Origin of the sequence: Pelomonas sp. CA6 (assembly GCF_022549225.1) — a bacterium.
GTDB lineage: Bacteria > Pseudomonadota > Gammaproteobacteria > Burkholderiales > Burkholderiaceae_C > Roseateles.
Map to the genome: position 1 here is coordinate 176,973 of NZ_JAKZFD010000005.1, position 21,087 is coordinate 198,059.

Annotated in this window: 21 protein-coding genes and 1 tRNA gene; 13 read left to right on the top strand and 9 right to left on the bottom strand. The window is 67.7% G+C overall.

Going from position 1 to position 21,087, the window contains the following annotated elements:
- Positions 1-40: 40 nt before the first annotated feature.
- The 4 genes from LZ017_RS10515 to LZ017_RS10530 all read right to left on the bottom strand — a co-directional run bounded on the left by LZ017_RS10515 (position 41) and on the right by LZ017_RS10530 (position 3,131).
- The gene (locus LZ017_RS10515) at positions 41-700 is read right to left on the bottom strand and encodes a bifunctional 2-polyprenyl-6-hydroxyphenol methylase/3-demethylubiquinol 3-O-methyltransferase UbiG (protein WP_241396777.1); all 660 of its coding nucleotides are present in this window, start codon (positions 698-700) and stop codon (positions 41-43) included.
- A 466-nt stretch (positions 701-1,166) separates the two neighbouring features.
- On the bottom strand, positions 1,167-1,499 hold the full coding sequence (locus LZ017_RS10520; protein WP_241396778.1) for a hypothetical protein: 333 nt from the start codon (positions 1,497-1,499) through the stop codon (positions 1,167-1,169).
- Between the two features lie 15 nt (positions 1,500-1,514).
- On the bottom strand, positions 1,515-2,510 hold the full coding sequence (locus tag LZ017_RS10525) for an HTH domain-containing protein (RefSeq protein ID WP_241396779.1): 996 nt from the start codon (positions 2,508-2,510) through the stop codon (positions 1,515-1,517).
- Between the two features lie 531 nt (positions 2,511-3,041).
- A tRNA-Ser gene (locus LZ017_RS10530) sits at positions 3,042-3,131 on the bottom strand.
- Positions 3,132-3,285: 154 nt separating this feature from the next.
- On the opposite strand from LZ017_RS10530, the gene LZ017_RS10535 reads away from it, so the two are divergent.
- The 7 genes from LZ017_RS10535 (at position 3,286) to LZ017_RS10565 (ending at position 8,589) form a co-directional block, all read left to right on the top strand.
- Positions 3,286-3,723 carry a hypothetical protein gene (locus tag LZ017_RS10535; protein WP_241396780.1) on the top strand — a complete coding sequence of 146 codons (438 nt, stop codon included), beginning with the start codon at positions 3,286-3,288 and terminating at the stop codon, positions 3,721-3,723.
- 102 nt (positions 3,724-3,825) lie between these two features.
- Positions 3,826-4,290, top strand: a complete 465-nt coding sequence (locus tag LZ017_RS10540; RefSeq protein ID WP_241396781.1) for a hypothetical protein — start codon at positions 3,826-3,828, stop codon at positions 4,288-4,290.
- A complete protein-coding gene (locus LZ017_RS10545) occupies positions 4,274-5,728 on the top strand; it encodes a TolC family protein (RefSeq protein WP_241396782.1) in 1,455 nt (484 codons plus the stop codon). The genes LZ017_RS10540 and LZ017_RS10545 overlap by 17 nt, the downstream gene beginning before the upstream one ends.
- Before the next feature lie 16 nt (positions 5,729-5,744).
- Positions 5,745-7,160, top strand: a complete 1,416-nt coding sequence (locus tag LZ017_RS10550; RefSeq protein ID WP_241396783.1) for a multicopper oxidase family protein — start codon at positions 5,745-5,747, stop codon at positions 7,158-7,160.
- 15 nt (positions 7,161-7,175) lie between these two features.
- A complete protein-coding gene (locus LZ017_RS10555) occupies positions 7,176-7,745 on the top strand; it encodes a plastocyanin/azurin family copper-binding protein (RefSeq protein ID WP_374109908.1) in 570 nt (189 codons plus the stop codon).
- The gene (locus tag LZ017_RS10560) at positions 7,726-8,214 is read left to right on the top strand and encodes a DUF411 domain-containing protein (protein ID WP_241396784.1); all 489 of its coding nucleotides are present in this window, start codon (positions 7,726-7,728) and stop codon (positions 8,212-8,214) included. The genes LZ017_RS10555 and LZ017_RS10560 overlap by 20 nt, the downstream gene beginning before the upstream one ends.
- 15 nt (positions 8,215-8,229) lie before the next feature.
- Positions 8,230-8,589, top strand: coding sequence for a copper-binding protein (locus LZ017_RS10565; RefSeq protein ID WP_241396785.1), 360 nt, complete (start codon positions 8,230-8,232; stop codon positions 8,587-8,589).
- Between the two features lie 28 nt (positions 8,590-8,617).
- Here LZ017_RS10565 and LZ017_RS10570 read toward each other — a convergent pair whose 3' ends face one another.
- Positions 8,618-9,445, bottom strand: coding sequence for a symmetrical bis(5'-nucleosyl)-tetraphosphatase (locus LZ017_RS10570; protein WP_241396786.1), 828 nt, complete (start codon positions 9,443-9,445; stop codon positions 8,618-8,620).
- A 94-nt stretch (positions 9,446-9,539) separates the two neighbouring features.
- On the opposite strand from LZ017_RS10570, the gene LZ017_RS10575 reads away from it, so the two are divergent.
- The 6 genes from LZ017_RS10575 to LZ017_RS10600 all read left to right on the top strand — a co-directional run bounded on the left by LZ017_RS10575 (position 9,540) and on the right by LZ017_RS10600 (position 17,285).
- Positions 9,540-10,844, top strand: a complete 1,305-nt coding sequence (locus tag LZ017_RS10575) for a hemolysin family protein (protein ID WP_241396787.1) — start codon at positions 9,540-9,542, stop codon at positions 10,842-10,844.
- The gene (locus tag LZ017_RS10580; RefSeq protein ID WP_241396788.1) at positions 10,841-11,572 is read left to right on the top strand and encodes a SapC family protein; all 732 of its coding nucleotides are present in this window, start codon (positions 10,841-10,843) and stop codon (positions 11,570-11,572) included. The genes LZ017_RS10575 and LZ017_RS10580 overlap by 4 nt, the downstream gene beginning before the upstream one ends.
- Positions 11,573-11,843: 271 nt before the next feature.
- A complete protein-coding gene (locus tag LZ017_RS10585; protein ID WP_241396789.1) occupies positions 11,844-13,205 on the top strand; it encodes a lyase family protein in 1,362 nt (453 codons plus the stop codon).
- 165 nt (positions 13,206-13,370) lie between these two features.
- Positions 13,371-14,144, top strand: a complete 774-nt coding sequence (locus tag LZ017_RS10590; protein WP_241396790.1) for a long-chain N-acyl amino acid synthase — start codon at positions 13,371-13,373, stop codon at positions 14,142-14,144.
- Between the two features lie 116 nt (positions 14,145-14,260).
- Complete coding sequence (locus tag LZ017_RS10595; RefSeq protein ID WP_241396791.1) at positions 14,261-15,550, top strand: anion transporter; 1,290 nt, start codon at positions 14,261-14,263, stop codon at positions 15,548-15,550.
- 190 nt (positions 15,551-15,740) lie between these two features.
- Positions 15,741-17,285: a methyl-accepting chemotaxis protein gene (locus tag LZ017_RS10600; protein ID WP_241396792.1), complete on the top strand. Its 1,545-nt coding sequence runs from the start codon at positions 15,741-15,743 to the stop codon at positions 17,283-17,285.
- A 70-nt stretch (positions 17,286-17,355) separates the two neighbouring features.
- Here the strand turns inward: LZ017_RS10600 and LZ017_RS10605 are convergent, their stop codons facing one another.
- The 4 genes from LZ017_RS10605 to LZ017_RS10620 form a co-directional block, all read right to left on the bottom strand.
- Complete coding sequence (locus LZ017_RS10605) at positions 17,356-18,462, bottom strand: NAD(P)/FAD-dependent oxidoreductase (protein WP_241396793.1); 1,107 nt, start codon at positions 18,460-18,462, stop codon at positions 17,356-17,358.
- Positions 18,463-18,520: 58 nt separating this feature from the next.
- Positions 18,521-18,844, bottom strand: coding sequence for a ferredoxin FdxA (gene fdxA, locus LZ017_RS10610; protein ID WP_241396794.1), 324 nt, complete (start codon positions 18,842-18,844; stop codon positions 18,521-18,523).
- Positions 18,845-19,001: 157 nt separating this feature from the next.
- Positions 19,002-19,769, bottom strand: coding sequence for a uroporphyrinogen-III C-methyltransferase (gene cobA, locus LZ017_RS10615; protein ID WP_241396795.1), 768 nt, complete (start codon positions 19,767-19,769; stop codon positions 19,002-19,004).
- Positions 19,770-19,781: 12 nt separating this feature from the next.
- Complete coding sequence (locus LZ017_RS10620; protein ID WP_241396796.1) at positions 19,782-21,086, bottom strand: sulfate adenylyltransferase subunit 1; 1,305 nt, start codon at positions 21,084-21,086, stop codon at positions 19,782-19,784.
- Position 21,087 lies beyond the last annotated feature (1 nt).

Here is a 21,087-nt window from a genome sequence, read left to right on the forward strand (position 1 = left end):
AGGCGGGCCGAGGCACGATGAAACGGAAACCCGCGCTGCGTCACAGCCTGACCCGTTGACCTGACCGCTTGCGGGCCACGATGTACGGGCGGTGGTCGCGGCCCTTTGTGGCGTGGTGTTCGCTGGCAAGAATGACGAAGCCCGCCGCGCTGAACTGCCGACCCAGGTCCGCCTCCCGAAAAACGCCGGCATAGGGGGCCATACCGATCACGTGCATCGCAGGCAACAAGGCCCACCGGATGAGTGGGTGCATATCCCCGACGCAGGGCGTCTTGGTGATGAGCAAACCCTCTGGTGCCAGCAAGCTGTGGATGCGGCGTAGCGTGCCCGGCAGATCGCGGACCAGATGGAGATAGTTGAAGCCCAGCACCGCGTTGAACCGCCCGGCCTCCAGCGCCGTGTCCTCCACGGTCGTGGCGCGGAACACCAGGCCTGGGACGGGGCTGGCGGCGTGTCTCTCGTGGGCGATCTCGATCATCGCAGCGGAGATGTCCGTCGCCAGATAGCTTTGCACCTCGCTCGCCAGCCGGAGCGCGCTCGTTCCCGTTCCGCAGCCCAATTCCAGCACTTGGTCGCTTGGCCCGAGCAGGGCGCGTGTCCGGTCCAGCGTGCGTTCATACCCGCCCGGGTCCGCAATCGCACCTTTGGCGTACTTCCGTGCACTCCGATTCCAGAAGCGGGCATCGCGCGCTGTGTTCATGACGCTGTCCTCTCGAACTCCAACCTTGTTTTGTTCGGCATTCAGACGTTCACAGGCAAAACCTATTTGCTCTAGGTACTCTTCAGGATCGTGCCCGGGCGCTCACGCGGCTACCCACCGTGGTAGCGCGGCCTAGCGAAGGTTATCGTAACCAGTGAGATCCGTTGTGCACTAAAGCTCGTACTTCGTCGTTACGAAATCATTGGCGTCCCGACCCAAAGGTACAAGCCGACGTATTACGGCGACTCGCGGAGAGCGTGGGATTCGACTCCCGCGGAATGTTTTATCTCTCGCTGGTTTTAAATGTGATGATTGACTATTTTGGATGAGCGACTTAGGAGGGGTGTTTCTGTGGCCTTATTGGTTTATATATCAATCTATTTGTTTTGTTGTCTCGGAATTGAGTGGAGGTGTCTTCGAGTTGAATCTTAGTCCCAACGCAGTTGCCGGAATTAAAACGGAATTGTCATTCCGCACTAATATCCTCGTCCAGTCCCAGCCAGTGGCGTGCATCATGCCTATGCCCGTCTGAGTTCTGCCAACCTTCGTCACCATAATCGAAGACTTCGCCCCGTGCTCCCTTAGCAATAATTTTTCCTTGCTCGCCAGTTACTAGGTTGACTTTTGACTGGAGAAGAAAGAACCCCAATGGTGTCAAACTGGTCGTTGCGAGAAATGCAATTGTCTCTGCCCCGGCTTCAAGTGTCGTTGGCCAGTGTCCAAACTTCGTCTTAAAACCATTTAATGCTTCGATGAGGCGTACAGTAATTCCGCCGGGAGATTTGATGGTGTTGTTCATCACGGTCTTCTTTGTTTATGTTGCTGTATTCCAGTTGCTCCACAGTGATGCCAGTGCTTCCAGAGAAGGTACTGAATCGAATTCTGATGCATGAGCCCGCGCATTCGATATATCGATGCGCACATCCGCAAGGAATTTACGGAAATCCGGGTTTTCCTTGGCAAGTTTGTTGGCTCCATCCCAATCAATGGAATCTTTACCTCGGGCTTGAAAAATAACCTCGCTTAGTCCTGGTTTTTCCAGATTTAGCTCGATGACCCCAATCCCAAACGATCCAGAAAGCCGAGAAAGCTCCGCTCGCAACTCTGGTAATTCATCTATATTGGCTGCGACCAAGTAGCCCTCATGCGCCCATGAGGAGTTAGATACTGCTTGAAAGAAGCTCTCTCGAAGATTTCCGAAGTTTAATTCGCGCTTCAGCTCAAAAGAGTAGAAGCGAGCGATTGACAAACCATTGCCAGAAAGCGCCAGAAGCTCCTTGTTGTAATCCTGGAATGGGAACCAGAAGCCCACAAGATCGGGGTGCAACCATTCTGTGTAATTTTTCTTCGAGGAAAACTCGTGAAAAATTGTCTTGCAATATGAACCACCGAACTGATGAGCAGCAAACCAGGCTACGAAAGGGTGTAGGTCTCTCTCTTTATAGGGGTACTTCGCCGCCTTTGTAGGAACAAGATTAACGGCAGTCTCGGCGTCGTCTACTCCTGGCTCCAACATTCCCGATGAAAGCTGCTTGTTGACCTCATGGAGCCCTAACTGGCTCTTCGTCTTGTCTTTGAGTCGATACCTCGCAGGTTTGACGCTCTCTCGAACGAAGGCGGTGGCAGGGTTATCTCGAAAGTCGACAAGTAGTCGTGCATTCATGCTGTCCCATGGCGTCTGCCCCTTGCTTCCAAGTTTTTTGTCAAGACCCTGGGTTACACCTAGATCCCAAATTTCAAAGGCACTCAGGGCTTTGTCTTGTCCGAGTAGTACCTCTTCTGCCATCATTAAGAATGTATATTTTGCCAATGTCTCTCCTGTGATTTTAATTGAGTTTCAATTGATGCGGGGTGGGTGATTTACTGTCGGTGTATTTGGGCGATAAAGGCGTCGTCATTCCCTTGAGGTCTTAGCCAAGTTGCCGTTCGTGAATCCTAAAGGCTGGCGGGTGAAGTTGCGCGCCGGCGCAGCGCCTTGCCCACGCGGGCATGCTTGAGGTGAAGGTCCGTGCTTGGCTAGCCGCGTGATTTTTCGCGCACCACCTCCAACAGCCGGCTGTCGGCCGGGTGCGCGAGGGCTTTCTCCTGGACAGTGCTGTGCTGTTCACGATCACGCGTTCGACTCCGTCGGCTTGATCGCCTTAATGCCCACGGTCGCCTCGATTGTCGTCTTGAGAAACTGCTTCATATCGGCCTCGCCAAGCACGCGACTGAAGCGCCCGATCTGCGTCGCGTCGCACGACAGCTGAGTTCGAAGTACACACCTGGCCACTGAACAACTGGAAGTACAGGTCCAAGGCCTAGCGCTCAACCACGGACTCTTCACTCCAAGTGTGGCCACTGGCGGAGAGCGTGGGATTCGAACCCACGGAAGGGTTCCCCCTTCGCTGGTTTTCAAGACCAGTGCCTTAAACCGCTCGGCCAGCTCTCCTTGCGCAAGAGGCCGCGCCGTCCCGGCGGGGCTCTTGTTTGCGAGGCTCGCATTGTAGCCCCGCGCCCGTGACGGTCTGCGCGGCGCCGGCCATCGTTGGCCCACGAACGGTGGCGTCCGTGGCGGTCGTGACGGCTCGCGTACACTGCGCGTCATGAGCAGGATCTGGCGTCTGGCGTTTGCATGGCTGTTGGCCATCGCGTTGCCCCTACAGGGCTACGCGGCGCAAGCCATGACGCTGTGCGGCCCGGCCCACCATGCGCCCGCCGCAGCTCCGGCCGCGAAGGTCCTGGATCACCCTGCCGCTGTCGCCCACATGGTCCACACGGCCCACACGGCCCATGCGACCTCCGATGCCTCGCAGGCCGCGCCGTCCGACGAGGGAAGCGGGGCGGACGAGCAATGGCCATCCGGCCATGCCGGCAAGTGCAGTGTCTGCGCTTCGTGCTGCAATGCCGCGGCGCTGGCCGTGGCCGCGCCCGTCGTGCCCGTCGTGCCGCCGCAGCCGGTGGACGTGGCCACCATCCCGCAGGCGCAGGAGCGCATGTGGGTGGGCGGCCTGGAACGACCTCCCCGAGCTCTTCTCGCCTGAACCGGGCCGCCGTGAGCGGCCTTGACGCACCCGGAAGGCGGCGCGCCTGCGTCGCCGCACCGGGCAGCCCTGGAGCTTCCAGGACGATTCAAGCGAGATCCCATGAATACCGAACACACCACGCCGGCCGCCCGCCACGGGCGCGCCGGATCCTGGATGGCCCTGCTGGCCATCACCTTCAGCGCCTGGCCGGCGTTGGCCCAGGACCGGGCGTCCGTCGCCCCGCCTTCTTCGCCGACCTCATCGGCCACGCCCGCCGACCCGCTGGACCCCCGCGCGCCGGTGCCGGCGCTGCGCCACCGCTCGGTCACGCGCGACTACCGCGTGCCAGACTTGGACGCCCCCGATCCGTCGCAGGCCTGGGTGCGCGCCCATGCCCGCGTCGGCGAAGTCGGCGGCTGGCGGGCCTATGCGCGCGAAGCGCAGGGCGCCGCCCCGGCGTCGGCCGCGCATCCGGACCCCGGCGCGCCGGCGCGAACACCCGAGAAAGCGCCCACCCAAGCCAAGCCCGGCCAGGGTGAGCGGCGCGGCCACCACCACGGTGGCGGCCATGGGCAGCATCACTGAGGGGGTGGCGATGACACCGAACAAGATTCTCCCGGGCGGGCGTCTGCGCCGCCTCGCGCTGGCCTCGGCCGCGCTGTGGCTGACCGGCTGCGCCAGCCTGAGCCCGGACGGCGGGCTGCAGCCCGTGCGCGACGCGACGCGCCAGCACCTGGACCAGGAACTGGCGCTGCCGCGCGACGCGCAACAGCAGGACGAACTGGCGCGGCGCGTGCAGGAGCTGCTGGCGCAGCCGCTCAGCGAGCGCAGCGCGGTGCAGGTCGCGCTGCTGAACAACCGTGGGCTGCGCGCCAGCCTGCATGCGCTGGGCGTCGCGGACGCCGACCGCGTGCAGGCCAGTCGGCTGCCGAATCCGGGCTTCAGCTTCGCGCGCCTGAAGAAGGGCGACGAGCGCGAGATCGAGCGCGGCTTCACGCTGGACCTGGCGCATGTGATCGCGCTGCCGCTGGCGCGCCGGGTGGAAGACCGGCGTTTCGCCGCGCTGCAGCGCGCCACGGTGATGGAGGTGCTGGCGCTGGCGGCCGAGACGCGCAAGGCCTACGTGGCGGCCGTAGCGGCCGAGCAGATGGCGCGCTATCAGCAGGACGTGCGCGAGAGCGCCGAGGCCGGCGCCGAGCTGGCGGCGCGCCTGGCCCGCATCGGCAACTTCAGCAAGCTGCAGCAGGCGCGCGAGCAGGGCTTCCATTCGGAGGCGGTGCTCAACGCCGCGCGCGCCGAGCAGGCCCGGGTCGCGGCGCGCGAGCGTCTCACGCGCCTGCTGGGCCTGTGGGGCGCGCAGACGCAGTTCCAGCTGCCGGAGCGTCTGCCGGATCTGCCCCAGCAGCCCGACGCGCGCGAGGGTCTGGAGCAGCTCGCGATGGCACAGCGCCTGGACGTACAGGCCGCGCGCGCGCAGATGGAGGCCACCGCGCACGGCCTGGGGCTGACCCGGGTCACGCGTCTGGCGAGCGCGCTGGAGCTGGGCTGGACGCACAACACCAGCAACGAGGCGCCACGCCAGACCGGCTGGGAGATCGGCTTCGAGATCCCGCTGTTCGACTGGGGCGAGGCGCGCAGCGCGCGCGCCGAGTCGCTCTACCTGCAAAGCGCCAACCGCGCGGTGCAGACCGCGATCGAGGCGCGCTCCGAGGTGCGCGAGGCCTATCTGGGCTACCGCGCCGCCTATGACATCGCACGCCACTACCGCGACGAGGTCGTGCCCGCGGCCAAGCGGGTCTCGGACGAGAACCTGCTGCGCTACAACGGCATGTTCATCAGCGTCTTCGAGCTGCTGGCCGACGCGCGCGCGCAGATCGCCGCGGTCAACGCGTCCATCGCCGCGCAGCGCGACTTCTGGACCGCCCAGGCCGACCTGGACATGGCGCTGATCGGCAAGCCCAGCCTGGCCGCGCCCGCCGCCCCCGGTGCCGCCGCGCCCGGCAATGCCGCCGCCGGCCATTGAACAAGGAGAACATGCAATGGTTTCCCGACGAGATTTCTTCCGCGGTGCCGGCGCGGTGACCGCGGCCGTTTCGGCGGCCTCGGTCAGCCGCGTCGCGATGGCGGCGCTGCCCGAGCCCGTGCTGCAGGCAAGCCCTGACACCATGGCCCCGCTGCTGCCGCCCAACGGCCGGCCCTACAACCCCGTGGTCACGCTCAACGGCTGGACGCTGCCCTGGCGCATGAACCAGGGCGTGAAGGAGTTCCACCTGGTGGCCGAGCCGGTGGTGCGCGAGCTGGCGCCCGGCATGAAGGCCCATCTGTGGGGCTACAACGGCCAGTCGCCCGGTCCCACCATCGAAGTGGTGGAGGGCGACCGCGTGCGCATCTTCGTGACCAACAAGCTGCCCGAGCACACCAGCGTGCACTGGCATGGCCAGCGTCTGCCCAACGGCATGGACGGCGTCAGCGGGCTCACGCAGAAGGCGATACAGCCGGGCAAGACCTATGTCTACGAGTTCGTCGCACGCCGCCCCGGCACCTTCATGTACCACCCGCATGCGGACGAGATGACCCAGATGGCCATGGGCATGATGGGCTTCTGGGTCACCCACCCCAAGACCCGGCACCCGCTGATCAGCGAGGTGGACCGCGACTTCTGCTTCCTGCTCAACGCCTTCGACATCGAGCCGGGCAGCGCGACGCCCAAGATCATGACCATGCTGGACTTCAACCTGTGGTGCTGGAACAGCCGCGTCTTTCCCGGCATTTCCAGCTTCAATGTGCGCCAGGGGGACCGCGTGCGCATGCGCATCGGCAATCTGACGATGACCAACCACCCCATCCATGTCCACGGCCATGAATTCGAAGTCACTGGCACCGATGGCGGTCCGGTGCCCAAGGGGGCGCGCTGGCCCGAGGTGACGACGGACGTCGCGGTGGGGCAGATGCGGCAGATCGAGTTCGTCGCCGATGAACCGGGCGACTGGGCCCTGCATTGCCACAAGAGCCATCACACGATGAACGCGATGGGCCACAACCTGCCCACGCTGATCGGCGCCGACCACAGTGGTCTGGTGAAGAAGCTCAACCGGCTGGTGCCCGACTACATGGTGATGGGCGAGCGCGGCATGGCGGACATGGCCGAAATGGACATGCCGCTGCCGGACAACACGCTGCCGATGATGACCGGGCAGGGGCCGTTCGGCGGTGTGGAAATGGGCGGCATGTTTTCGGTGCTGAAGGTGCGCAAGGAGCAACAGCGCGGCGACTATTCGGACCCGGGCTGGTATGCCCACCCCCGGGGCGAGGTCGCGTTCGAATGGACCGGCGCGCTGCCGCAGCCGGCGCGCTTCGCGGCCGAGGGTGGTCGCTCCATGCCGGCGCGCCAGACCGCGGAGCCGGCCGTTGAGCTGAAGGCGCGCAAGCCCGCCGGCGGCCATGCCGGGCATTGATTCAAGGAGATGCGCATGAACCGATTCCCCCGCATTGGCGCGGCCCTCGGGCTGCTGGCCCTGCTGACGCAGGCGCCCGCGGCAATGGCCCATGGCGATGGTGCGCATGGCGCCGCGCCGCGCGCCGCGCCGGTCGAGCGCGAGCAGCAGGACTGGGGCGTGGCCGCCGCGCCCGGCGTCCGCGCGCGCACCGTGCAGATCCGCATGCTGGACGGCATGCGCTTCGTGCCCGATCGCCTGAGCGTCCGGCAGGGCGAGACCCTGCGCCTGGTCTTCCGCAACGAGGGTCAGCTCTTGCACGAGGCGGTGCTGGGCACGCCCGCCTCGCTGAACGCCCATGCCGAGATGATGCTGAAGCATCCCGACATGGAGCACGAGGAGGCGCACATGGTCCATGTCGCCGCCGGCAAGAGCGGCGAGATCGTCTGGACCTTCAACCGCGCCGGCGAGTTCGATTTCGCCTGCCTGATTCCCGGCCACTTCCAGGCCGGCATGGTGGGGCGCATCCGCGTGCTGCCGGCCGCCGCCGGCGCCACGGCCCCCCAATCCACACAAGGAGAAACGCATGAATCCCATGCGCATTGAAGCACCCGCGCGCCGCGCCTGGCTGCGTGGCGGGCTGGCCCTGGCGCTGGGCGCGGGACTGGGGCTGCGGGCCGGCGCCACGGCGCAGGCGCCGCTGGTCAAGGTCTGGAAGGGGCCCAGCTGCGGCTGTTGCAAGGACTGGATTACGCACCTGCAGGCGAACGGTTTCCGCACCCAGGCGGTGGACGAGGGCAACACCGATGCCCGCGAGCGCCTGGGCGTGGCACTGCAGTACGGCTCCTGCCACACCGCGCTGGTGGGCGGCTACGCGATCGAGGGCCATGTGCCGGCGCGCGAGATTCAGCGTCTGCTCAAGGAACGCCCGCGCGCGATCGGCCTGGCGGTACCGGCGATGCCCCTGGGTTCGCCCGGCATGGACGGCCCCGAGTACGGCGGCCGCAAAGACCCCTATGACGTGTTGCTGCTGCTGCCCGGTGGCGGCTCGCGTGTCTATCAAAGCTACCGCTGATTGAAGGAGAACCCCATGCAACGAATCCTGCTGAATGGTCTGGCCGCGCTGACCCTGGCCCTGGGGCCGGTGGCCGCGCGCGCGCAGCACCACGACCACGGCGCGGCCTCGGCCGCGCCGGCCACACTGGGCGCTTCCGCCGCGGTGGCGGACTGGACGCCGGCCGAGCTGCGCAAGCTGGACCTGGCGGCGCTGAAGGTCACGCTCAAACACGGCGAGATCCGCAACCTGGCGATGCCGCCGATGACCATGGTCTTCCATGTGCGCGACGCGGCCCAGCTGCAGGGGCTGAAGGTCGGCGACCCGGTCCGCTTCCGCGCCGAGCGGCGCGAGGGCGGCGGCTTTGTTGTCGTCGAGATCCAGAAGGCGGACTGACGCGGCTGACGCGGCGCGCACCCGGCGCTCAGTCGCCAGGCTTCTGCGCCTGCGCGCAATCGACCTGCACGATCTCCAGCACGCGGCCCTGCGCGATGCGGGCCGCGCTGAGGCAGCCGCCCCAGACGCAGCCGGTGTCCAGCGCCAGCAGGTCGGGGCGCTGCAGCAGGCCCAGCGTGGACCAATGGCCGAAGGCCACCGGCTGCCCGGCGCTGAGCCGCCCCGGCACCTCGAACCAGGGCATGTAGCCCTCGGGCGCGCTGCCCAGGCCTTCCTTGGTCTTGAAGTCCAGCTTGCCGCGGGCGTTGCAGAAGCGCAGCCGGGTCAGCACATTGATCGTGAAACGCAGCCGGTCGGCGCCGGCCAGATCCTCGCGCCAGCGGTCGGGCTTGTTGCCGTACATCTGCGGCAGGAACTCGGCCAGCCCGGGGCCGCGCAGCATCGCCTCGACCTCCGCCGCCAGCGCCAGAGTCTGGGCCGCGTCCCATTGCGGCACGATGCCGGCATGCACCATCAGCCAGCCCTGGTCCAGGCAGGCCAGGCGCTGGTGGCGCAGCCAATGCAGCAGCGGTTCGCGGTCGGCGGCCCGGAGCACGCCGTCCAGTGTGTCGTTGCGCTGCGGCTCGCGCACACCCGCGGCGGTCGCCAGCAGATGCAGGTCGTGGTTGCCCAGCAGGCAGGTCACCGCCCCGCCCAGCGACTGCAGCCGGCGCAACACGCTCAGCGAGTCCGGGCCGCGGTTGACCAGGTCACCGAGCAGGTGCAGGTGGTCGCGCGAGGGGGAGAAGTCGATTTTGTGGAGCAGGCGGGCGAAGGCGTCGCCGCAGCCCTGGAGGTCGCCGATCAAATAGTGCATACCGGGATTGTGCTGTCGGTCCTGTCAGATCCTTCTGATACGCTTGCGCCCTTCCGAATTGCCGTGCGCACCGGGTCAAACCCGGGCGCCCTCCATGGACACTGCGCTTGTCATTTTCCTGATTCTGCTCAACGGCCTGTTTGCGATGTCCGAGATGGCCCTCACCGCCGCTCGCAAGGCCAGACTCCAGGTGATGCTGGAGGCCGGGGAGTCCGGCGCGCAGGCCGCGATGGACCTGCATGAGAACCCCACCAAGTTCCTCTCCACGGTGCAGATCGGAATCACCTCCATTGGCGTGCTCAACGGCATCGTGGGCGAGGCGGCGTTCTCCGACCCGGTCGCGCATTGGCTGATGAGCATGCTGCCGCTGGAGACGCGCGTGGCCCAGATCGCCGCCACCGCGCTGGTGGTGATCAGCCTGACCATCCTGACCATCATCTTCGGCGAGCTGGTGCCCAAGCGCCTGGGCCAGATGTATCCCGAGGTGGTGGCGCGCATGGTGGCACCGCCGATGGAGCTGCTGTCCACGGCGGCCAAGCCCTTCGTGAAGCTGCTGAGCTTCAGCACCGAGGCGGTGCTGGGCCTGATGGGCCTGCGCGGCAGCGGCCAGCGCAGCGTGACCGAAGAAGAGATCGCCGCCAGCCTGGAGGAGGGCCTGGACGCCGGCGTGATCGAGGCGCACGAGCACCAGATGGTGCGCAATGTGTTCCGACTCGACGAGCGCCAGATCGGCTCGATGATGATCCCGCGCGCCGAAATCGCCTGGCTGGACGTGACGGACGGCACCGAGCAGGTGCTGCAAGTGATGAAGGCGCATGGCTTCAGCCGCTACCCGGTCTGCCGCGGCGGACTGGGCGACGTGCTGGGCGTGATCAGCGCGCAGCAACTGGCGGCGCGCGCGCTGTCCGGCGCGCCGCTGGACCTCAGCCAGGACCTGGAGGCCGCCGTCTACGTGCCGGAGACACTGTCCGGCATGGAGCTGCTGGCGCACATGCGTGCGTCGGACGCGCAACTGATTTTCGTGGTCGACGAATACGGCGAAGTGCAGGGCGTGATCGCGCTGCGCGACGTGCTGGAGGCCATCGCGGGCGAGTTCAGTGCGCCCAGCGATGGCGATGCCTGGGCGGTGCAACGCGAGGACGGGAGCTGGCTGATGGACGGCCTGATCCCGGTGCCCGAGCTGAAAGACCGCCTGGACCTGAAGGAACTGCCCGAGGAGGATCGTGGGCGCTACAACACCCTGGCCGGCATGGTGATGCTGCTGCTGGGGCGTCTGCCGCGCACGGCCGATGTGGTGGAGTGGGACGCGTGGAGATTCGAGGTCGTGGACCTCGACGGCAAGCGTGTGGACAAGGTGCTGGTCTCGAGACTGGCCAATGATGGAGATGAGCTGAAATGAGCACCCCCCCGATGTACAGCAGCCTGGTGGCGCTGGACCGTGAGCAGCATCGCAAGCTGCGCCTGAAGACCGACCTGTCCTCGCTGGACCGGGTCGCCGGACTGAACTCCGTGTTCCTGGCGGTCGTCGAGTTCGCCGACGCCTGCAAGGACTTCCCCATCGTCTTCGTGCGCGTGGGTACGCCGGCCGAGGGCCAGCCCCAAGCCGTGGCGCCGCTGGCCGTGTTCGGCCTGAAGCCGGGCAGCAACCTGTTCGTCAAGGACGGCCAATGGACCGGCCGCTACATGCCCGCCTACGTGCGCCGCTATCCCTTCGCGATGGCCCGTCTGGCCGAAGGCTCGCAGGACATGGCCATGGTCTTCGACGGCGGCTGGGAAGGCCTGTCCGAGACCGAGGGCAATGCGCTGTTCAACGATGACGGCGAGCCCAGCGAGTTCCTGCTCGGTGCCAAGTCCTTCGTCGAGAACTTCGAGGTGGAATCCGAGCGCACGCGCCTGGCCTGCGAAGAGCTGATGACGCTGGATCTGCTGCGCGACATGCGTTTCGAGGCCACGCTGCCCAATGGCGAGAAGATCGACGTCGAGGGCTTCCTGACCGTCGACGAGGAAAAGCTGGCGGCGCTGGACGATGCGAAAGTCGCACAGCTGTTCCGCAATGGCCTGCTCGCGCTGATCGAGATGCACCGTGTCTCGCTGGGCAATATGAGCCGGCTCGCCGGACAGTACTGAGCCCGTGCCGCGAGGGCTCGCGGGCCCTGACCGCCGCCAGGCACGGCCGTCCCGAGGGCGACGGCCTGTGCCTGGCGTGCCCCCGCGAGGGGGCGTGAGCGTCCGCGGCAGTCCGCCCTGAACGCGGCGGAACTGACTGACGTCTGACACCGGCAAGATCTGGCCTCCGACCTGTGCATTCGGGGAGACAGTCTTGCGGGTTTGCTTGATCTTCTTTCCCCCAGTCTCTGGTTAGCATGTCTTCACTTGTAATGGAGACAAGGCCCGATTGATGACCGTGATGGTGTTTGAGGCCTTCATCTCCACACCGCAGATGCAGGCGGTGTACGCCGAGGGCGCGGTCGCGCAGGCGTTGATGGATGTGGAGGCAGCGGTGGCGAGGGTGCAGGCCAGGCTGGGCCTGATCCCGTCGCACGCGGGTCAGGCGATCGCCAGCCTGTGCCGCGCCGAACTGTACGACGTGCCTGCCATCATGGCCGCCGCCGCCCGCCGTGGCGGGCCGGCCCAGCCGCTGGTGCAGAAGCTGCGCGAGACCGTCGCGTTGTTCGACCCCGTGGCCGCGGGCTACGTGCACTGGGGGTGTACCGACCAGGACCTGGTCGATACCGCGCAGGCCCTGCTCACGCAGCGCGCGCTGCGCCTGATCGATGAGGACCTGCTGCAGCTCTGCGGCCATTTGCTGGACCTGGCCGAGCGCGAGGTGCAGCGCCCCATGCTGACGCGCATCCAGCTGCGGCCGGATTCGGTGCAGAGCCTGCGCGCCAAGATCGTCACCTGGCTGGCGCCGCTGCTGCGCTCCGCGCAGGCCTTGCGCAGCGCCGCGCGCGACACACTGATGCTGCAGCTGGGCGGCCTGGGCGGCGCCCAGGTGGCCTGGGGCAGCAAGGACGACGCGCTGCGCGAGCAGGTGGCCGGCGAGCTGCACCTGGGTTGCCCGGCCACCGGCTGGCACAGCCAGCGCGACCGTGGCGCACGCCTGGGCGCGGAGCTGGGACTTCTGTGCATGGTGCTGGGCAAGCTGGCGCAAGACCTGACCCTTTTGTCGCAACCCGAGGTCGATGAGCTGGACTGGCCGGCAACCACCGCCAGCGGCACGCAGATCGGCTGCACGCCAGCACTGTCGGCGGCGCGCCGCGCGCCGCAGCGGGTCTCGGCGCTGCTCGCCTGCATGCCGCAGGTGCTGGAACACGAGGCCGGCGCCTGGCACGCCGAGCTGGCCGAATGGGCGGGGCTGATGCTGTCCGCCCATGGCTCGGTCCACGCGCTGGTGCAGGTGCTGGCCAGCCTGCGCATCAAGCCCGCGCGCATGCTGTCGCAGATCGAGGCGCAGAGCGACCTGGTGTTCCAGGCTCCGCTGCGGCAGCTGCTGACCGACGAGCTGGGGCGCTCCCGCGCCGAGCCGCTGATGGACGACCTGCTGGCCCTGGTCCGCGATGGGCAGGGGCCTCTGCGCCGCCTGGCCCAGGGACTGCTGGGTGAAGGCGCGCCGCTGGCCGGCCGCATGACGCCGGCGCGCATGGCCCAGGTCTTCGATGTGGACGCTGCGGCGGCGCGCGCCGACGCGCGTGCGGTTGGCAGCCTGCAGCAGGCCCGTTCGCTGTGGGCCGAACTGTGCGATAGCGCACCGTTCTGAGCTTGCGAGCGGGCCGGTCCCCCGGGTTTCCCCGCCTAAGGGGGATTGCAGCCATTTGTAACGTCCTTGCGCAGTTGTTAGGCGCGATCGGAATGCGACAGACCAGTCATGCCGAGGCTCTAGACTTCGCCCGCTGCTTGAAAGAGGCGCGGGCAGGAGAACGGAATGGCTGAGGATTTCACGACATGGACTGACACCGAAGAGACGGCACAGCTCTCTCCGGCCGTTCTTCCAAGCTCGCTCCGTTCCACGCCGGCCGACAGCCTGATCGACTGGAGTTTTGCCCAGGGCGCGCGGCTTGCGGAGCGCTCCAGCGAGGCGGGCCCCATCGTGTTGCGCGCGATGACGCCATCGAGCACGCGCAGTCTGCTGGAGCGTCGTTATGCCTGGCGCGGCTACCGGCTGGGGCAGCCGGTGCGCAGCGGGGCGCTGGCGCTGGGCGCCGAACTGAATGGGCGCCTGGTCGGCACGCTGGGCCTGCGCCACGATGGCCACCAGGGTCTGATGGTGGACGCCAGCTTCCCGCGCGCAATGGCCGAGCTGCGCGAGCAGGGCTACAAGCTGTGCGAGTTCACGCGCCTGGCTGTCGAGCCGACGTCGGCGTCCAAGACCATCCTCTCCGGTCTTTTCCACCTGGCCTATTTGCATGCCAGCCGCCATTGGGGCACGCGCATGCTGGTGATCGAGGTCAACCCGCGCCACGTGAGCTTCTACCGCCGCATGCTGGGGTTCCGTGCCCACGGCGAAGTGGCCGTCAACCGCAGCGTCGGCGCGCCGGCGGTGCTGATGACGCTGGACCTGGATGAGGGCGCGCAACAGGTGGCCCGCTATGGCGGCGAGCTGGCGCTGGCGCGTCAGGTGCGCAGCCTCTATCCCTACTTCTTCTCGCCGATCGAGGAGCCGCGGCTGGTGCGCCGTCTGGCGCAGGCCTTCGGCTGATCGGCATGGGCGGGCGCGGCGACGCGGCGGTCTCGTGCCGCCGCCCGGACGGGTGCGGCTCGGGCCGGTGGTGCGCGCGCCTCGAGTCGGGCGGCGGCTCTTAAAATCGCCGCGCTATGCAGGATTCCAACGTGCAGCACGCGGTCGTGCTGACGGTCTTCACGATCGTCTATCTGGGCATGATTCTGGGCGGCTTGCCACGCCTGAAGCTGGACCGCACGGGGGTGGCGCTGCTGGGCGCCATCGTCATCGTCGGCAGCGAGGTGATGACGCCCGAGGCGGCGGCGCTGTCCATCCATCTGCCCACCATCCTGCTGCTGTTCTCCTTCATGGTGATCTCGGCGCAGATGCGGCTGGGCGGCTTCTACGACGCGGTGACGCGCCGCGTCGCCGCGCTGCCGCTGTCGGAGACGCAGCTGCTGGGCGTGGTGATCGCGGTGGCGGGCGGCCTGTCGGCGCTGTTCTCCAATGACATCGTCTGTCTGGCGATGGCGCCGGTGCTGGCGCGCGCCATCGTGCGCCGCGGCCTTGATCCCATTCCCTATCTCCTCGCGCTGGCCTGCGCGAGCAACATCGGCTCGGCCGCCACGCTGATCGGCAATCCGCAGAACATGCTGATCGGCGAGGTGCTGCACCTGCATTTCGGCGACTATCTGCGCCAGGCAGCGGTGCCGGTGCTGCTGTCGCTGCTGCTGCTGTGGGCCTGGATGGCGCTGATGCTGCACCGGCGCGCGCGCGCCGAAGCGGGCGACACGGGCCGGCCCCGGGCCGCGGAAGCGGTGCCGGCCGCGCTGTCCCAGGGTGCCGAAGAAACCATCCCCTTCGACGGCTGGCAGACGCTCAAGGGCCTGCTGGTGGCCGGCGTGCTGGTCTGGGTCTTCGTCGCGACCGACTGGCCGCGCGACGTCGCGGCGCTGGTCGGCGCGGGCCTGCTGCTGCTGTCGCAGCGCTTCCATTCCTCGCGCGTGCTGGGGCAGATTGACTGGGAGCTGCTGGTGCTCTTCATGGGCTTGTTCGTCGTCAACCATGCCTTCGAGCTCACCGGCATGGCAGCCCAGGCCCTGCAGTGGCTGTTGGCCAAGGGCTGGAATCTGCATGAGCCCTGGACCCTGTTCTTCAGCACGCTGGGCCTGTCCAACCTGGTGTCCAACGTGCCCGCGGTGATGCTGCTGCTGCCGGCCGCGTCGGAGCCTGGCGCCCCGGCCCACGCCGGGCTGGGCCTGGCGCTGGTCAGCACAATGGCGGGCAACCTGCTGATCGTGGGCTCCATCGCCAACATCATCGTCGTCGATGCCGCGCGCAAGCTGGGGCTGGAGATCGACTGGAAGCGCCATGCCCTGACCGGCGTGCCGGTCACGCTGCTGAGCCTGGCGGTGACGGCGGCCTGGCTAATGGGCCAGGGCTGACGCGCAGGACGGAGCCTGGGCGCTTCCGTCCAGGGCTGTTGTCCCGACTGGCCCGGCTGGCAAGAGGGTCAGGGCTTGTCCTCACCCGGGGCAGGACCGAAACTTGCCCGACAGCGATCCCGACCCTGCCTCGCTTCCCCCGCCTTCCGCGGACTCCGGCGAGATGGGTGACGGGGCAGGGAGGTGAGCGATGTTTGACAGTCTCTCGATCGGGCGGCGACTGGCACTCTCTTTTGGCGCCGTGATTGCCGTGTTCCTTGTCGTCGTGGCCAGTGCCTTCACCAGCGTGACCCGGCTGAACGACGCGGAGCGCATGACCACGCACACCTACCAGGTGCTCGCGACGGGCGACAACATGCTCAAGGCCATGGTCAACATGGAGACCGGCACGCGTGGTTTCCTGCTGGCCGGCCGGGACGAATACCTGGAGCCTTTCAACAAGGGCCTGGCGGCCTTCGACAAGCACTGGTCGGAAGCCCGGCAGCTGACCTCGGACAACCCCACCCAGCAGAAGCGCCTGGAGGACATGAAGGCGCGCCAGCAGGCCTTCAAGGCGGTGGCCGAGTCCCTGATCCAGCTGCGCCGCGAGGTGGGCACCGGCGCGAAGACCGCCGCCGAGCTGAGCGCGGCCTTTGGCGAGGGCCGGGACAAGGCGTCGATGGACGCCTTCCGCGCGCTGCAGGCCGACTTCGACGAGATGGAGCGCAGCCTGCTGAGCGTGCGCGCGCATGAGACCGAGCAGACGCGCAACAGGACCCGGCTGGTCCAGCTGCTGGGCAGTGCGGTGGCCGTGGCGGTGGCCCTCTGGCTGGGCTGGTGGATCAGCCGTTCCATCGCCAGTCCCATCCGCGAAGCGGTCAGCGTGGCGCAGACTGTGGCCGCGGGCGACCTGCGCTCCAACATCTCGAGCAGCCGGCGCGATGAGACCGGTTTGTTGCTGCAGGCGCTGGGCCTGATGAATGGCGCGCTGGTCCAGGTCGTCTCGACGGTGCGGCAGAGCAGCGAGTCCATCGCCTCGGGCTCGACGCAGATCGCCAACGGCAACGCGGACCTGAGCCAGCGCACCGAGGAACAGGCGAGCAATCTGCAGCAGACCGCGGCGTCGATGGAGCAGCTCTCCAGCACCGTGCGCACCAGCGGCGAGAACGCGCGGCAGGCCAGCCAGGCCGCCGACGGCGCGCGCGACGCCGCGGTGCGCGGTGGCGAGGTCGTCGCTCGCGTGGTGGGCACCATGGAGGCCATCAGCGCCAATTCGAACCGAATCGCCGACATCATCGGCGTCATCGACGGCATCGCCTTCCAGACCAACATCCTGGCGCTGAATGCCGCCGTCGAGGCGGCGCGCGCCGGCGAGCAGGGCCGCGGATTCGCCGTCGTGGCCGGCGAGGTGCGCAGCCTGGCCCAGCGCTCGGCCGAGGCCGCCCGCGAGATCAAGACGCTGATCACGACCAGCGTGGAAACGGTGGAGGCCGGCAGCCACCTGGCCGGCGAGGCTCGCACGGCCATGGACGACATCGTCACCCAGGTCAAGCGCGTGGCCCAGCTGATCTCGGCCATCAGCGCCGCGGCCGCCGAGCAGACGGCGGGCATCGGCCAGATCAGCGACGCCGTGATGCAGCTGGATCAGGTCACGCAGCAGAACGCGGCGCTGGTGGAGGAAAGCGCCGCCGCGGCCGAGAGCCTGCGCCACCAGGCAGCCCGCCTGGTCGAGGCGGTGCAGGTGTTCAAGCTCTAGCCTCTCGCCGGGGCCGGGCATGAAAAAAGCCGCCCGTGAAGGGCGGCTTGTCGCTCGGCGAGGCGGGGCCTCAGTCGAACACCGGCGTTTCCACGCCCAGCACCTTGTGCAGCTTGGGGCTGGTGGTGGTGTATTGCAGGTGCACGCGCTTCTCCGGGTTGATGTAGGGCGCGGCGCCGAAGGCGGCCAGCGCGGCCTCGTGGAAGCCCGACAGGATCAGCTTCTTCTTGCCCGGGTAGGTGTTGATGTCGCCCACCGCGAAGATGCCAGGGATGCTGGTCTCGAACTTCTCGGTGTCGACGACGATCTGCTTGCGCTCCAGCGCCAGGCCCCATTCGGCGATCGGGCCCAGCTTGGGGGAGAGTCCGAAGAACACCAGCACCTGGTCGGCCGGCACGACGCGGGTCACGCCGTCGCCGCCGGTGACCTTCACGCCCTTGAGCGCGCCGTCCTCGGCCTCGTCCAGGTCGGTGACCTGGCCGACGATGAACTGCATCTCATAGGCCTCGCACAGCTCCTTCATCTTGGCCACGCTGGCCGGCGCGGCGCGGAAACCGTCGCGGCGGTGGACCAGGATCACACTCTCGGCCTTGTGCGGGTTGCCGTCCGCATTGCCGGCGCAGAAATTCAGCGCCCAGTCCAGCGCCGAGTCGCCGCCACCGACGATGAGCAGGTTCTTGCCAGCGAACTGCGCCGGGTTGCGCACCCGGTAGTGGACCTGCGAGCCCTCGTGTTTCTCAATGCCCTCGACCTTCAGCGTGCGCGGCTGGAACGAACCCACGCCGCCGGCGATGAAGATGGTCTTGGTGAGGAACTGCGTGCCCTTGGAGGTGGCGACGAAGAAGCGGCCGTCCTCGCGCTTTTCCACCGTCGTGACTTCCTGGCCCAGATGGAAGGTCGCGCCGAAGGGCTCGATCTGCTTCATCAGGTTATCCGTCAGCTCCTTGCCGGTCACCACGGGCAGGGCCGGAATGTCGTAGATGGGCTTGTCCGGATACAGCTCGATGCACTGGCCGCCGGGGTAGGCCAGCGAGTCGATGATGTGGGCCTTGATCTCCAGCAGGCCCAGTTCGAAGACCTGGAACAGGCCCACGGGGCCGGCGCCGACGATGACGGCATCGGTTTCGATCACGCCTGCGGGCGCGGCGGAGGTCGCTTGAGTCACTTGGTTTTCCATGATGTCGGGAGGAGCCCCCAAAGGCTCCGGGATGCGGCCGCGAGGCCGGAACGGGATCTCAGCGGATCAGCTCGTTCAGCTTGCCGGTGCGGTCTTTCCACTCGTCGGCGTCGGGCAGCGGGGACTTGCGCTTGGTGATACTGGGCCACTTCTTCGCCAGGTCCGCGTTGATCTTGGTCATGTGCTGCTGATCGCCCGGCACGTCTTCCTCGGGCATGATGGCGTTGACCGGGCACTCGGGGATGCAGACCGCACAGTCGATGCACTCATCCGGGTCGATGGCCAGGAAGTTGGGGCCTTCGCGGAAGCAGTCGACGGGGCAGACGTCGACGCAGTCGGTGTATTTGCAGCGGATGCAGGCTTCGGTGACGACGTGGGTCATGGAGCGGCTCTTGTGGTGAGGGGGGCCCGTGGGAATCGGCGCGCAACCCGCTCCGACCTCCGGAGCAGCGTCTGCGTCGATGACAAACGGGGAATTTTAATCGTTCAGGGTTTGTGCCAGGGTTTGAGTCCGGTCAACCAAGGGGCTTTGCGCCAGCTCAAGGAGTGCGTGGGTCGGCGGGGATGCGGTCCAGGTCGGGGGCGGAGGCTGGCAGGCTGCTCTGCGGCACGGCGGGCCGGGCGCCCGCGCCCACAATGACCACGGTCGGACGGTCACGGTGCAGCAGCGACGCGCTGGCCAGCTGGTCCAGGCGATGCTCGCTGGCGCGTGCATCGGCGCAGGCCGCGCGCGACACCACGCTGACCGCGCTGTCGGCCGGCCAGCCCGCCTCCAGCAGCTGGCGCTGCAGCGCGGCGAGCTGTCGGCCGGCCATGTAGAAGACCTCGGTGTCGGCCTTGGGGCCGGGGCTGCCGGGCAACTCGAATTCGCGGGTCATCGCGGTGCAGAGGCTGACGCTGCGTCCCTGGCCGCGGCGCGTCAGCGGCCGCCGGGTCTGCGCGGCGGCGGCCAGCGCGGCGGTGACGCCGGGCACGACCTCGCAGTCAATGCCGGCCTCGTGCAGCACCCGCAATTCCTCTTCAAGGCGGCCGAACACGCTGGCATCGCCGCCCTTGAGGCGCACGACCAGCGCATGCTGCCCGGCCTCGCGCACGAGCGCGGCATTGATCGCGGTCTGCGCGGTCGAGTGGCAGAAGCCCCGCTTGCCCACGTCCACCCAGCGCGCCTGCGGCGCGAGTTCGCGCAGGCCGGGGTCGATCAGCGCGTCGGCCAGCACCACCTCGGCCTGGCCCAGCAGCCGCGCGCCGCGCAGCGTGATCAGGTCGGCCGCACCGGGGCCGGCGCTGACGAAGGCGACGCGTCCCATGGCGGGCCTGGGTCAGCGCACCAGCAGCGCGCCGCTGGTGCGGTTGCTGCTCGGGTCGACGACGATCAGCGCGCCGCCGACGCGGTTGTCCGCATAGGGCTGCAGCGGCAGTTCGGCCTGCAGCTCGACGAGCACATGGCCGATCTCGTTGACCGACAGCTCATGGGCCTCGGCCTCGGCCAGGGTCTGCACGTCCAGCCGGTGCGCGATCTCGACGATGCGCGCCTGCACCCAGCGGTTGCCATGGCGCACCCAGTATTTGCGGCCGAGCACGGCGGGCTCGGTGTCCAGCCAGGCCAGCGTGGCCTCGAAGCTGCGGCGCGGCTGCGCGGCACCGGGGGTGACGATCCAGTCGCCGCGCGAGACGTCGATCTGTCGGTCCAGCAGCACGCCGACCGATTCGCCGGCCAGGCCGTGGCCGACCGTTTCGCCGGCGCGGCGCAGCTCGGCGACCATGCCTTGTTGCCCGCTGGGCAGGATCTGCACGGTGTCACCCACGCTGACCTGGCCCTGGGCCACGCGGCCCCACAGCGTGCGCGGCTGGTTGCCGGTGCCTTCGCCTTCGCGGGCCACGTACTGCACGGGGATGCGCAGCTGGCCTTCGACGGTTTCCTGCACCGTGGGCAGGGCCTCGAGTACCTGCAGCAGCGACGGCCCCTCGTACCAGTCGGCCTGCAGCGGCTGGGTGACGTTGTCGCCGCGCAGCGCCGAGACCGGCACGATGGCGGTGACCGCGATGCCCGCCGCCTCCGCGAAGGCGCGCAGCGCCGCGCCGACCTTGGCGAAGGCCTCGCCGGGTCGGGCCGCGGCGTCGATCTTGTTGACCGCGAACACGATGGAGGGCACGCGCAGCAGATGCGCCAGCAGGCTATGGCGGCGGGTCTGCGGCAGCAGCGCGACCACGTCGGCGTCCAGGTCCAGCTTGGTCACGTCGACCAGCACCACGGCGGCGTCGCTGCCAGCGGCGGCGGTCACCATGTTGCGCGTGTACTGCTCATGGCCGGGCGCGTCGGCGATGATGAACTTGCGCGTCTTGGTCGCGAAGTAGCGGTAGGCCACGTCAATGGTGATGCCTTGCTCGCGCTCGGCCTCCAGGCCGTCGGTCAGCAGCGACAGGTCGATGGGCTGGCCGGCGGCGCGGCGCTCCAGCGTGTCCAGCTGGTCGGCCAGGATGGCGCGGCTGTCGTAGAGCAGGCGGCCGATCAGCGTGCTCTTGCCGTCGTCCACGCTGCCCGCGGTGAGGAAGCGCAGCGCGCGGTGCGTGGTGTCCAGGTCCTGCTGGTGGACGGTGGTGTCGTGCTTGGGGACTGCGCTCATG